Annotated in this window: 12 protein-coding genes; 9 read left to right on the top strand and 3 right to left on the bottom strand. The window is 35.2% G+C overall.

What is annotated here, in order from left to right; genetic code table 11:
* The first annotated feature begins 94 nt into the window (after positions 1-94).
* Positions 95-1,015 (top strand): cation diffusion facilitator family transporter, encoded by a 921-nt coding sequence (locus DICTH_RS07760; protein ID WP_012547852.1) that lies wholly within the window; start codon positions 95-97, stop codon positions 1,013-1,015.
* Positions 1,016-1,025: 10 nt separating this feature from the next.
* Here the strand turns inward: DICTH_RS07760 and DICTH_RS07755 are convergent, their stop codons facing one another.
* Complete coding sequence (locus tag DICTH_RS07755) at positions 1,026-1,220, bottom strand: DUF6485 family protein (protein ID WP_041723311.1); 195 nt, start codon at positions 1,218-1,220, stop codon at positions 1,026-1,028.
* 46 nt (positions 1,221-1,266) lie between these two features.
* Here DICTH_RS07755 and DICTH_RS07750 point away from each other — a divergent pair, with 46 nt between their 5' ends.
* Positions 1,267-2,247 carry a radical SAM/SPASM domain-containing protein gene (locus DICTH_RS07750; RefSeq protein ID WP_012548106.1) on the top strand — a complete coding sequence of 327 codons (981 nt, stop codon included), beginning with the start codon at positions 1,267-1,269 and terminating at the stop codon, positions 2,245-2,247.
* Here the strand turns inward: DICTH_RS07750 and DICTH_RS07745 are convergent.
* Positions 2,244-2,738: a ribonuclease H-like domain-containing protein gene (locus DICTH_RS07745; protein ID WP_012548719.1), complete on the bottom strand. Its 495-nt coding sequence runs from the start codon at positions 2,736-2,738 to the stop codon at positions 2,244-2,246. The two genes, DICTH_RS07750 and DICTH_RS07745, sit on opposite strands and share 4 nt — an antisense overlap.
* A gap of 11 nt (positions 2,739-2,749) precedes the next feature.
* Positions 2,750-3,778 (bottom strand): LacI family DNA-binding transcriptional regulator, encoded by a 1,029-nt coding sequence (locus tag DICTH_RS07740; protein ID WP_012547044.1) that lies wholly within the window; start codon positions 3,776-3,778, stop codon positions 2,750-2,752.
* 248 nt (positions 3,779-4,026) lie between these two features.
* On the opposite strand from DICTH_RS07740, the gene DICTH_RS07735 reads away from it, so the two are divergent.
* The 7 genes from DICTH_RS07735 to DICTH_RS07705 all read left to right on the top strand — a co-directional run bounded on the left by DICTH_RS07735 (position 4,027) and on the right by DICTH_RS07705 (position 12,358).
* On the top strand, positions 4,027-5,010 hold the full coding sequence (locus DICTH_RS07735) for an ABC transporter permease (RefSeq protein WP_012548553.1): 984 nt from the start codon (positions 4,027-4,029) through the stop codon (positions 5,008-5,010).
* 15 nt (positions 5,011-5,025) lie between these two features.
* Positions 5,026-6,162, top strand: a complete 1,137-nt coding sequence (locus DICTH_RS07730) for an ABC transporter permease (protein ID WP_012547258.1) — start codon at positions 5,026-5,028, stop codon at positions 6,160-6,162.
* 12 nt (positions 6,163-6,174) lie between these two features.
* Positions 6,175-7,179, top strand: coding sequence for an ABC transporter ATP-binding protein (locus DICTH_RS07725; protein ID WP_012548454.1), 1,005 nt, complete (start codon positions 6,175-6,177; stop codon positions 7,177-7,179).
* On the top strand, positions 7,172-8,182 hold the full coding sequence (locus DICTH_RS07720) for an ABC transporter ATP-binding protein (protein ID WP_012547824.1): 1,011 nt from the start codon (positions 7,172-7,174) through the stop codon (positions 8,180-8,182). Before DICTH_RS07725 ends, DICTH_RS07720 begins: the two co-directional genes overlap by 8 nt.
* 16 nt (positions 8,183-8,198) lie before the next feature.
* Positions 8,199-10,115, top strand: coding sequence for an ABC transporter substrate-binding protein (locus tag DICTH_RS07715; protein ID WP_012548676.1), 1,917 nt, complete (start codon positions 8,199-8,201; stop codon positions 10,113-10,115).
* Between the two features lie 58 nt (positions 10,116-10,173).
* The gene (locus DICTH_RS07710; RefSeq protein WP_012547053.1) at positions 10,174-10,848 is read left to right on the top strand and encodes a carbohydrate binding domain-containing protein; all 675 of its coding nucleotides are present in this window, start codon (positions 10,174-10,176) and stop codon (positions 10,846-10,848) included.
* A gap of 103 nt (positions 10,849-10,951) precedes the next feature.
* Complete coding sequence (locus DICTH_RS07705; protein ID WP_012547058.1) at positions 10,952-12,358, top strand: DUF4388 domain-containing protein; 1,407 nt, start codon at positions 10,952-10,954, stop codon at positions 12,356-12,358.
* Positions 12,359-12,401 lie beyond the last annotated feature (43 nt).

The following is a 12,401-nucleotide window of genomic DNA, read 5'->3' as shown; positions in this document are numbered from 1 at the left end:
GAATATAATTGTTCTTTGTATAATTTATGTTAGAAAGGTGTACAAGCTTCCTACTTTTTAGAGTAGGAAGCTTTTTGTTTGAGGAGAGGCAATTATGAATTTTAATGAGTGGATAGTAAAAAAGATTTTAAGTAAAAAGGGATATAGTAAAAAATATGCCGGATACTTAGAAGGTTGGGTAAGCATAATAGGTAATTTCATTTTGTTTTTGTTTAAATATTTCTCTGGACTTTATTTGGGTAGTATTTCATTAATTGCAGATGCTTTTCATTCTCTATCTGATGTACTAACTTCGATTGTTGTTATTCTTGGCTTTAAGTTAGGGAGCAAACCTGCAGATAAGGAGCATCCATATGGACATGGTAGAATAGAGCAAATAGCTACTCTTATAATTGCATTCTTACTGCTGATCGTTGCTTATGATCTTGTTTTATCCTCCTTTAATAGGTTGCTAAAACCTCAAAAAGTTGAGTTTGACTTATTAATTTTCATTCTTTTAATAATCTCCTTTTTATTCAAAGAATGGATGGCAAGATTTTCTATCTACTTAGGTAAAAAATTTGATGCTACCACATTAATTGCCGATGCATGGCACCATAGAAGTGATGCTATTGCGACCCTTCTTGTAGCAATAGGACTTGTGGGAAGTAAATTAGGATTTTATAGGCTTGATGGTATTTTGGGAGTTTTTGTCTCTCTCCTTATTGCATGGGTAGGTGTAGATCTTATAAAAAGTGCAACTAATTTTTTGATTGGAGAGGCTCCAAGTGATGAACTTGTGAAAAAGATTGACGATATTGTAATAAATACTCCTGGAGTTTTAAATTATCATGACCTATCAGTACATGATTATCAAAATGAAAAATATATTACTCTACACATAGAGGTAGATAATAACCTAACAGTAAAGGAAGCTCATGACTTAGCTTTAAGGGTACAGGATGAGATCAAAGCAAAGATTGAAAATTCACAGGTTACAGTGCATGTGGATCCAAGAGGGGAGAGGGAGGATTGAAGATCCTCCCTTATTTGTATAGGGATACAAATCTTCTAATAGATCTATCATAGGTTTTTTCTACTTCAGGAGGAAAATAACATGCAGGAAGTTCTCCATGGCTGCGATGATAGGCGAGACATTCACAACAAATGCCTTTTCTGGGACATGGTTCATAAGTACAATTACAATTTTTCAAGTTCTTTTCAATTCTACACTCAGCCATTTTATCACCTCCTATCTCTGGTTATTATATCAAAGGTTTTTTGATCATGATTAAAGAATTTTCTTTTCAGTGGCATATAACAGATTTTTGTAATTTAAGGTGTCGACATTGTTACCAAGAAAATTTTGATAGGAGCAGGGAGCTTCCTTTTGAGAAGTTAGTTCATATTATTGAAGATATAGCTACTTTTTTGAAAAAAGAAGGTTTTGATAGGCTTTCTGTAAATCTTACAGGTGGAGAACCACTCATTTATCCTCATCTTAATCAAATTTTAAAAACTCTAAATAAGGTAGATATTGTACACGAAATAAACATCATAACTAACGGGATACTATCACCTAACAAGGTAATAGAAGAAAGTTATGAAAAGCTAAAGTATATTAAGGTTTCTCTTGAAGGAGCAAAGGAAGAAACCAATGATTTGATAAGAGGTAGAGGGAATTTTCAAAGAGTTGTTGGTAATTTAAAAAATCTCAGATATGATTTTCTTTTTATGTTTACCATTGCAAAATACAATTATAGAGAATTGGATGATATGTATAGGTTGGCACAGACTTTGGGGGCAAAGGGTTTTATTTTAGAGAGATTTATACCTATTGGGGAAGGCTTAAAGATAAAGGACATGGTTTTAGGGTCTGACGAATGGTATGAGGTAGTTGATAGAGTTGCTACATGGGCAGATCTTGCCCCAGAAGATTTACTGCCTTATAGGGCCTTTTACATTGATTTTGAAGAAAACAGAATCCTTGGAGCTCTTTGTAATTTAGGAGAATCTTGTGCCATAATGCCCAATGGAGATGTCTATCCTTGTAGAAGGTTTCCTATAGTACTGGGAAATTTAACTAATGAAAGTTTTTCTGATGTATATGAGAGGATTTTGAAATTTAGGGCTGAATTTACTAAAGATAATTTAAAGGGAAAGTGTCATTTATGTAATGTAGAGGATTGTATTGGATGTAGAGCTCTTTCTTTTTCCCTTTTTTCGGATATTTTTGAAGAGGATTATCAATGTTGGATTAAAGACTAAAAACTGTATAGTTTCTCCTTTAATATTTTTAAGTTCATGACATCCTCTTTATTGTACTCTAGTAGTAATCTTAGTGCATTGATGTCATTGTGCCTGATATATTTATACCAGAGTATTACTGCCATTCTTCCATCTACCTCTTTTAATTTTCTCTCAATTCCCAATCTTTCTTCTACCTTTTTTAGACCTCCATATAATCCTCTTTTCCAGCATCTATACATAAGATCCTCATGAAAGGCATAATCTTCTAAATTTATTCCCAGTTTAGCATTGATAAAGGGCAGATCAAATCGAGACCCATTATAGGTGTATATAGTGTGAACCTTCTCCATAATATAAGATAAGTTATATGGAGTGATGTCATCTCCAATAAGTTGAATAAAGATAGAATCTTCTGAATTTTCAAGGTATATTCCAATTACAGTAATGTCTGAGTATATAGGACTTAATCCTGTAGTTTCTATATCTAAGTAGGCCTCATAAACCTTCATTGTAGTTCAAACTATTTAGGGGGTGCACAAGATTCTCTTATAATTAACTTTGTAGGTAATCTTACCTCTTTTCTTTTTTTTCTTCCTCTCTTTAATCTTTCGAAAAGTAATTTTACTGCAGTTTCGCCCAATTCATAGGCTGGCTGATAGACTGCAGTTAGAGGAGGAGAGAAATACGGGAACCAGTCCATGTCATCAAAGGATATTAAAGAAAGATCCTGAGGTATTTTTAATCCAAGTTCTGTTATCTTTTTAAGAGCACCTAAGGCCATAAGGTTATTGCTGGTAAATATAGCGGTGGGTGGATTGTTTATGTTAAGTAGAGCTTCTACTCCCTTATAACCACCTTCTTTTTTGAAGTCTCCTTCGTATATAAGGTTATCATCCTTCTTAATCCCCTTATCTTCTAAGGCTTTTAAATATCCTTCGAGTCTTTCACAACCTGTAGTTGTATCTAATGGACCTGTTATTATTCCTATTCTTTTATGTCCTAAGCTTATGAGATAACTTATTGCTTCATATGTCCCTTCTATGTTATCCGCAAGAACAACATCTTCTTCTAATCCCTCAATTTTTCTGTCCACAAGGACTACAGGAATATTCTTTTCTCTAAAGAGGTCAAGATTTTCTCTTGTCTCACTACTTTTGCTAGGAGTAATTATAAGTCCATCTACTCTTCTACTAAATAAAACCTCTATGTAGTTTTTCTCTTTTTCCACATCTTCGTCAGAGTTACATAAAATAAGGTTATAATTATATTTTGCTAAAAGGTCTTCAACTCCCCGCACTACCTCAGGATAGAAAAGGTTTGTAATATTAGAAATAATCAAACCAATAGTGTTAGTTACTCTCTTTCTTAAACTGCTAGCAAGAATGTTAGGTCTATACCCTAAAGTTTTTATTGCTTGATAAACTTTTTCTCTTGTTTCAGGTTCCACATATCTGGTCTTGTTTATGACATGTGATACTGTACTTATAGAAACGCCAGCGAGCCTGGCTACATCTTTCATTGTTGGTGATTTATTTTCCCTTTTTCTCATTCTTCCAACGCTCCTCCTTTTTATTTTTAAGTCATAAATTTAAATTTTACATAAATACTATAATGAATTTTTTTTATTCTATGAATTTTTTAAGAATATTTCAAGAATTTTCTTGCTTTTTCTAAGGGTTGACTTTTTTAAAAATATAATGTATATTTTAAACAAAACGATTAGCAAACGTTTTTATTAAACGAAATATTTTTTAAGGGGTAAAAAAATTACTCTCTCAATAAGGGGAGGACAATGAAGTGAAGGAATATCTGATAAGAAGAATTCTCTATATGTTATTGACTCTTTTCTTTGTATCCATAATTGTCTTTGTAGTTATTCAACTTCCTCCTGGTGATTTTTTAACTTCATATATTGCTCAGCTTGCCACGAGTGGTGAATCGGTGAATTTGGAGACTATAGAAGCTCTTAAAAAACAGTATGGCCTTGATAAACCTATATGGGAGCAGTATCTTCTTTGGATTTGGAATGTTTTGCATGGAGATTTTGGAAGATCTTTACTATATAATAGACCAGTTAGTGAGCTTATAGGTGAAAGACTTGCTATTACCTTTGTTATATCTCTTTTTACCCTTATTTTTATCTGGGTAGTAGGTTTTCTGATAGGTACCTATTCTGCCACTCATCAATATTCTTTTGGCGATTATCTTTTTACCTTTTTAGGTTATATTGGACTTTCGGTACCTGCTTTTATGGTTGCTTTGATTCTTCTCTGGGTTGCTTATGCTTACTTTGGCCAAAATCTGACAGGGCTTTTTTCGCCAGAATATTTAGAGGCTAAATGGAGTTTTGCTAAGTTTGTAGATATGTTAAAACATATATGGGTGCCTGTGGTGATTATCGGATTAGCAAATACTGCTGGAATGATAAGAACTTTGAGGGCAAATCTTCTGGATGAGATAAATAAACCCTATGTTTTGACAGCCAGGGCAAAAGGTTTGAAGGAATGGAAAGTAATATTTAAGTATCCTTTAAGGGTTGCTATGATTCCTTTTATAAGTACTGTTGGTTGGTCTCTTCCATTCCTTGTTTCAGGAGCTGAAATTACAGCTATAGTTTTAAATCTCCCTACTTCTGGCCCTTTGCTTCTTGAAGCTTTGAGGAATCAAGATATGTATTTGGCTGGGGCTTTTTTACTTATGTTAAGTTTTCTAACAATGTTAGGCACTTTAATATCCGACTTACTTCTTGCTTGGGTAGATCCTCGTGTAAGGTATGAATAAGGGGGATGTGCAAAAATGGCGGAGATTGAAAGGAAAGAGGAATTTATAGAAGAAATACCTGAAAAAGAAGAGAAGATTTATGTTGCCTCTCAATGGAAGTTGATGTGGTGGAGATTTAGAAGAAATAAGCTCGCCATCATCGGCTTAGTAGTTTTAATAATTTTTTATATTATTGCAGCTTTTTGTGAGTTTTTTGCACCTTATGATCCCTATAAGTATGATGTAAGGTATGTTCTTGCTCCTCCTCAAAGGATCCATTTTGTAGATGAGCAGGGAATTCACCTGAGACCTTTTGTATACGCATATAAAATGGAGGTAGATCCCAATACATTAAGAAGAATTTATACTGAGGATAAATCTAGAAAGTATAATATAAAATTTTTTGTAAGGGGGCATGAATATAAGCTTTTGGGCTTATTTAGAACAAATATACATCTTTTTGGAGTGGAAGAGGGTGGACACATATTTCTTTTTGGAACTGATAGTTTAGGAAGAGATGTATTTTCTAGAGTTATATATGGAACCCGCATATCTACTACGGTAGGGCTTGTAGGGATATTTTTAAGCTTTCTTTTTGGCATCATTATAGGAGGAATCTCAGGGTATTATGGGGGTCCTTTTGATATCATTATTCAACGAATAATAGAAATATTGCGCAGTATTCCTACCCTACCTCTCTGGATGGCTCTTTCAGCTGCTGTTCCTGCTAACTGGTCTCCTGTAAAAGTGTATTTTGCTATATCTATAATTCTTTCTTTTATTGGCTGGACTGGATTGGCAAGGGAGGTAAGGAGTAAGTTTCTATCCCTCCGTGAGGAAGATTTTGTAACTGCTGCAAAACTTGCTGGAGCAAGTGAGAGAAGGATAATCTTTAGACATTTACTTCCTTCTTTTCTAAGTCACATTATAGCCTCTTTAACCTTATCCATACCCAGCATGATAATAGGTGAGACCTCCCTAAGCTTCTTAGGGTTAGGTATAAGACCTCCTGCCATAAGTTGGGGTGTTTTAATACAGGATGCTCAAAATTTTAGGACTGTAGCTTTAGCTCCTTGGCTATTGCTACCTGTACTCTTTGTGATTTTGGTGGTGCTCTCTTTTAACTTTGTGGGTGATGGTTTGAGAGATGCTGCAGATCCTTATGCAAGGTAGGGAGGAATTGAGATGGATAAACTCTTAGAGGTTAAGGATTTAAAAACTTATTTCGTATTAGATGAGGGTACGGTAAGAGCTGTGGATGGGATAAGTTTTGAGATTAAGCCTGGAAGAACCCTTGGAGTAGTGGGAGAATCAGGATGTGGGAAAAGTGTAACTGCGCTTTCCATTTTAAAACTTACAGGTCCAAGAAGTAAGATTCAAGGAGAGATTTTGTTATACAAAGATGGACAAGTCATAGATATAGCAAAATTAGATCCTAAGGGAGACGAAATAAGAAGTATTAGAGGGAAAGAGATAGCTATGATATTTCAGGAGCCAGGTGCTTCTTTTTCTCCTGTACACACTGTAGGAGAACAAATAATGGAAGCTATAATGCTTCATCAAAAATTAGATAAAAAATCCGCAAGAGAAGCAGTAATTGATTTAATGAGGATTGCAGGAATACCAAGGCCTGAGCTGAGAATTGACGAGTATCCTCATCAGTTTAGTGGGGGAATGCTTCAGAGGGCTATGATTGCAATGGCGCTCTCTTGTAGACCAAGGCTCCTTATAGCAGATGAGCCGACCACAAATTTGGATGTTACTATACAAGCTCAAATCCTTGAACTTCTTAAAGAGTTACAAAAACAATTTGGCATGGCTGTTATGATGATAACTCATAACTTAGGAGTAATAGCTGAGATGGCTGAAGAGGTTATTGTAATGTATTTAGGAAAAATTGTAGAAAGCGCCCCAGTGGAAGAGATATTTTACAGTCCTATGCATCCTTATACTAAAGCATTGTTAGAATCTATTCCTAAAATTGGCAAGAAAGTTAAGGGGAAAAGGTTAAAAGCCATAAAAGGGATAGTTCCAGATCCTTATAATCTTCCTACAGGTTGTACTTTTCATCCCAGATGTCCTGAATTTATTAAAGGTCTATGTGATGTAAGGATTCCAGAGCTTGTAGAGGTGAAACCAGGACATAAAGTAAGTTGTTTGCTTTATGGAGAGGTGAAGAATCATGGATAACTTGTTATTAGAGGTAAGAAATCTGAAAAAGTACTTTCCAGTGACCAAAGGTTTTTTGAGGAAAAAAGTAGCAACAATAAGAGCTGTGGATGACATAAGTTTTTTTATTAGAGAAGGAGAAACGCTTGGCCTTGTAGGAGAGTCTGGCTGTGGTAAGACTACTACAGGAAAAGTAATTTTGAGGGCTTATGACCCTACCGATGGGGATGTAATACTACATATAGATGGAAAAGAGGTAAATGTGGCAAAGCTTTCTCCAAAAGAGTTGAAAGATGTAAGAAAATATATGCAAATGATATTTCAAGATCCTTTTAAATCTTTAAACCCTCGAATGACAGTGAGGGACATTATAGGAGAACCTCTGATTGTAAATAATATAGCAAAAGGCAAAGATCTTGATGATAGAGTGGCAGATCTCATGAAAAAAGTAGGCCTAAGACCAGAATATATGAAGAGGTATCCTCATGCTTTTTCGGGAGGACAAAGACAGAGGATAAGTATTGCAAGAGCACTTGCTTTAAACCCTAAGCTTGTAGTTTGTGACGAGCCTGTTTCTGCTCTTGACGTTTCTATTCAAGCTCAAGTTTTAAACTTGCTTATGGATCTTCAGCAGGAATTTAAGTTAACTTATCTTTTTATTTCCCATGATCTTTCGGTGGTAGAGCATATATGTGATAGAGTAGCAGTAATGTATGTAGGAAAGATTGTAGAATTAGCAAAAACGGAAGAAATTTTTGAAAGTCCTAAGCATCCATATACCGAAGCATTACTTTCTGCGGTTCCTAAACCAGATCCTAAACTTAAGACTCGCAGAATTTTACTAAAGGGTGAGGTTCCTGATGCTTCCAATCCTCCTTTGGGTTGTTATTTCCATCCAAGATGCAACTACGCAAAGGATATCTGTAGGGAGGTGAGACCTGAGTTAATTGATGTTGGCAATGAACATTATGTGGCATGCCATTTTGCTAAAGAATTAACTTTAAGTGGTGTGCCTATAAGTTAAGGGGGAGGTAAAAATTATGAAATGTTTTAAATTCCTAAGCATTCTTTTAATCTTCATATTAATTTTTGGGAACACTATTGTAGGACAGAAAAAATATAATGAGTCTCCTATGACTGCCGCTCTTGTAAAGGAAGGAAAACTTCCACCGGTAGAGCAGAGATTACCTAAGAATCCTATTGTGGTTAAACCTTTAGAAGAAGTAGGAGTTTATGGTGGAACCCTTAGGAGAGCTTGGATGGGGCCTGGAGATAGATGGGGAATAGCTAAGATTTGCTATGATGCAAATAACTTGATGAGATGGGCATCAGATAGTAAGACCATTCTTCCATGGTTGGTAGAGAAATATACAATTTCTAAAGACGGTAGAGTTTTCACTTTTAAGTTAAGAGAGGGTTTGAAGTGGTCCGATGGTCAGCCTATGACTACCGACGATGTAATATTCTGGTACGAGGATGTAATTGGAAATGAAGAGTTAACTCCTACTTTTCCTTCTGCTTTTGTCCAAGATGGTGTTAGGGCTAAATTTGTAAAAGTAGATAATTACACTTTTAGAATTGAGTTTAAGAATCCAAATCCAATGTTTATTTATACTTTCCCTACCCAGGGATGGTTTATTGACAACTCAAAAGGTTCTTTTGCTTTCTATGCTCCAAAACATTACTTAATGCAGTTCCATCCGAAATATACTCCAAAGGATAAGCTGGAGGCTCTCGCAAAGCAGAAAGGTTTTAATAAATGGTATGAATTATTCCAGTTTATGATCGATTATATTCAGAATCCTGATTTGCCTACCATGTCTCCTTGGAAGATTGTAAGTAAGAGTCCCAATGAACCAGCGTTTGTAATGGAGAGAAATCCATACTATCCTGTAGTAGACACTGAGGGAAATCAATTGCCCTATATTGATAGAGTAGTTCATTATCTTGTAAGTGATGCAGAGATGATTAATATGAAGGCTGTGGCAGGAGAGATAGATTTTCAGGCTCGCCACATGAGATTGCCTAACTATACGTTATTTATGCAGAATAAAGAAAAAGGTAATTATAGGATTCTTGTATGGAGAACAGGCACAGGTGCAGACCCAGCCATATATTTGAACCAAAACGTAAAGGATCCAGTAAAAAGAAAGTTATTCCAGGATGTGAGGTTTAGACAAGCACTTTCTCTTGCCATAAATAGAGAAGAAATAAACAAGATTTTATTCTTTGGACTTGGAGTGCCAATGCAGGCAGCTATTCCACCAGGCTCCGCCTATTATGATAAGGCATGGGCTCAAGCATATGCTCAATATGATCCTGGAAGAGCCAAAATATTACTTGATGCTATGGGACTTAAAGTTGGTAAGGATGGATTTAGAATTGGTCCTGACGGAAAACCAATTGAGCTTGTGGTAAGTTTTACCACATATCCTGGTAGTGCTAATATGAGTACTATGGAGCTTATCAAGAGTTATTGGGAAGCGATCGGTATTAAGACCATTATAAAGCAAGTGGATAGGAGTTTGTATACTACTCAATGTAACTCGGGAGATATAGAAATAGGAGTCTGGGTTTTGGATAGAATGAGCAATGTAGCCATATCTCCAGGAAGACTTCTTGGTACATGGACCGATGGGCCATGGGCACCACTTTACGCAAGATGGTATTGGACTAAGGGACAAGAAGGAGAGGAGCCTACAGGTGATATAAGAAAGATCTATGATCTATGGGATGAATTCAATAGAACCGTTGACGCAAGAAGGAGAGACACAATTATAAGACAGATTATAGCTTTACATAGAAAGAACATATGGATAATTGGAACCGTAGGAGGTATTCCTCAACTGGTAATAGTGAACAACAAGCTAAGAAATGTACCAGATGGGATACTTTGGGATGACCCATTTAGATCTGAGTTGAATTCTTTCCCTGAGCAATTTTTCTTTAAACAGTAAAAGAGGGGGGGTATAAAACCCCCTCTTATTAAAAATTTAGAGAGGAGGAGGTGCCAAAATGTGTAAAAAGCTTTTTAGCATCCTTTTAGTGTTAGGATTTGTTTTTATAATTGCTGGTTGTACTCCTAAAGAGACTGCTGTACAAACTACTGTACCTCAGGAAGCTGTAAAGGAAGTAGCAAAGGAAGTTCCTAATGTGCCTAATGCTATTCTTATCACTACTTTTGAATCTGGAAAGACTGAAGGGTGGACTCCTAATGGAGAGGGAGTGTCTGTAGCTGTAGTGGATAAAGATGCTCATACAGGGAAATATAGCTTATATGTCACAGGAAGAACCGCAGGTTGGAACGGGGCTCAAATTCAATTAAAAGATATTTTGAAACCAGGTAAGGTTTATAGTATATCTGTATGGGTAAAACATAATTCAGATTTACCACAGCATGTTGGTATTACAATGAGAAGAAAATATGACAGTGATAGTAGTACTCAATATGATTGGATAAAGCATGACAATGAGGTGCCAGGTGGTAAATGGGTAGAGCTTGCAGGGACTTATCAGATACCTGCTGGGGTTAATATACTTGACTTAGCTTTATATGTAGAGATCCCCAGTAATCCCAATCTTGATTTTTATATTGATGATGTGGTAATAGTGGAAGGAAAACAAGGCTTTAGAATAACTCCTGAGATTTTTGATTTGTTTGCAAAATATTTTAGAACTTATTTAAACTAACTTAAATTAATATTAAAGTTGTGATATAATTTAAGGTAAGGGGAAGGTTCAAAAATGGGAGCCTTCCCCTTATTTATAAATTGTTAAAGAAAGGGGAACAAGTATGGGACTTAGTGGAGATTTGAAGAGTGTCTCCTTGTGGGAGGTTATGGAGATATTATCCTTTAGCAGAAAGACTGGTAGATTACAACTTACAAAAGATAAAAAAAAGACTGATGTGTATTTTGAGGATGGAAAAATAAAGCATATTAAGGCAGACAACTGCGAAGATGAGGAGGCTGTTTTACATCTTGCTCTCTGGAAAGATGGGACTTTTGCCTTTTATCCTGATGAAAAAGCTCCTAAGTCTAATTTAAATCTTGATCCTCTTCACATTTTAGTAGATGTTTCAAAAGACATTGATTTGATGGAGTATTTGGGAGATTTGATATTTCTCTTTGTAAATGCTGCTAATTTATTGGAGGAAGAGAGAAAAGTAGGCGAACTATTTGATGGAATCAGATCAACGAAGGATATAATTTTGAATTCTCCTTATGGAGAGTATAGAACTCTTAGGGTAATTGAGAAATTGAGAAAGAATAAGAATCTTCTAAGAATTGATGATAACATCAACTTATTCTGGACCTACACTTTCTGGAGATACTTCGTATTTACCTTGGAGAAGGAGAATGAACGGGATTTTAGAAAAAAATGGTCTGAGCAATTGAATAAATTAACTACTTATAAACTTGTTTTTGAAATACTTACTAAGGATAAAAAAGTGGAGTGGTATAATGTTTACCCCTTAATTAAGGATGCTCCTCCTGATGATTATTTTAATGTGATAAAAGAAGTATTCCATTTTATAGAGAATTATAGGAAGCTCGAGATCAATAATGTTATTGATACAGGAAAGATTATATTCTTATCTCAAGAACTGGAACCTTTTATGTCTAAAATTTATGTACCTATAAAATATAGTGACATAATTGAAGAGAATATTGTGCTATGGGCTCTTGATGGAAGAAGAACCCTTAAAGATGTGGAAAACGTCTTACCTTTTGGAGAGTTGAGAAAGCTTCAGTTGATAAAATCTGTCCTTGATAAGAAATTAACATTACCTTTAGGAGATAATATAAAGCTTGATCTTTTAAATTACTTCTTCATGTCTTGGCAGGAGATGATTTTAGAGTTTGAGAAATCAGGTAAGAGAGATGAGTTTGTAAAAGAATGGGATAGATTTATTTCAGAAAGTCTATCTGATGTTAAACATTTATTCTCTTATCTTCCTTCAGAGTCAAGGCAAAATTTCCCATATTTTTATAGAAATATTGCAAGCTCACAAGAAGAAGAGTTGAGAGCATTTTTGAAAGAGGCAATTAAAATAATTTTAGATTTTGCTTCTCAAGTTTTATCTAAAGAGAAAATTGATAGCATTATTGATAAAGTTATAGATCATGCCAAAAGATATGCCTCAAATAACTTGGTAGAGACGGCCCAGAGACTGATTTCTGAGGTATATGTAATTTAACCAGCTCTTCAATATTTTTGCTATCAGTGATAAAATTACTCTA

Source organism: Dictyoglomus thermophilum H-6-12 (genome assembly GCF_000020965.1).
GTDB lineage: Bacteria > Dictyoglomota > Dictyoglomia > Dictyoglomales > Dictyoglomaceae > Dictyoglomus > Dictyoglomus thermophilum.
Note: the sequence above shows the minus strand (reverse complement) of the source record. Positions and strands in the feature narration are given on the sequence as shown.

Bases quoted from the DNA above. Each gene is read 5' to 3' on its own strand.
- DICTH_RS07760 (WP_012547852.1), top strand. From the start codon at position 95: ATGAATTTTAATGAGTGGATAGTAAAAAAGATTTTAAGTAAAAAGGGA.
- DICTH_RS07755 (WP_041723311.1), bottom strand. From the start codon at position 1,220: ATGGCTGAGTGTAGAATTGAAAAGAACTTGAAAAATTGTAATTGTACT.
- DICTH_RS07750 (WP_012548106.1), top strand. From the start codon at position 1,267: ATGATTAAAGAATTTTCTTTTCAGTGGCATATAACAGATTTTTGTAAT.
- DICTH_RS07745 (WP_012548719.1), bottom strand. From the start codon at position 2,738: ATGAAGGTTTATGAGGCCTACTTAGATATAGAAACTACAGGATTAAGT.
- DICTH_RS07740 (WP_012547044.1), bottom strand. From the start codon at position 3,778: ATGAGAAAAAGGGAAAATAAATCACCAACAATGAAAGATGTAGCCAGG.
- DICTH_RS07730 (WP_012547258.1), top strand. From the start codon at position 5,026: ATGGCGGAGATTGAAAGGAAAGAGGAATTTATAGAAGAAATACCTGAA.
- DICTH_RS07725 (WP_012548454.1), top strand. From the start codon at position 6,175: ATGGATAAACTCTTAGAGGTTAAGGATTTAAAAACTTATTTCGTATTA.
- DICTH_RS07720 (WP_012547824.1), top strand. From the start codon at position 7,172: ATGGATAACTTGTTATTAGAGGTAAGAAATCTGAAAAAGTACTTTCCA.
- DICTH_RS07715 (WP_012548676.1), top strand. From the start codon at position 8,199: ATGAAATGTTTTAAATTCCTAAGCATTCTTTTAATCTTCATATTAATT.
- DICTH_RS07710 (WP_012547053.1), top strand. From the start codon at position 10,174: ATGTGTAAAAAGCTTTTTAGCATCCTTTTAGTGTTAGGATTTGTTTTT.
- DICTH_RS07705 (WP_012547058.1), top strand. From the start codon at position 10,952: ATGGGACTTAGTGGAGATTTGAAGAGTGTCTCCTTGTGGGAGGTTATG.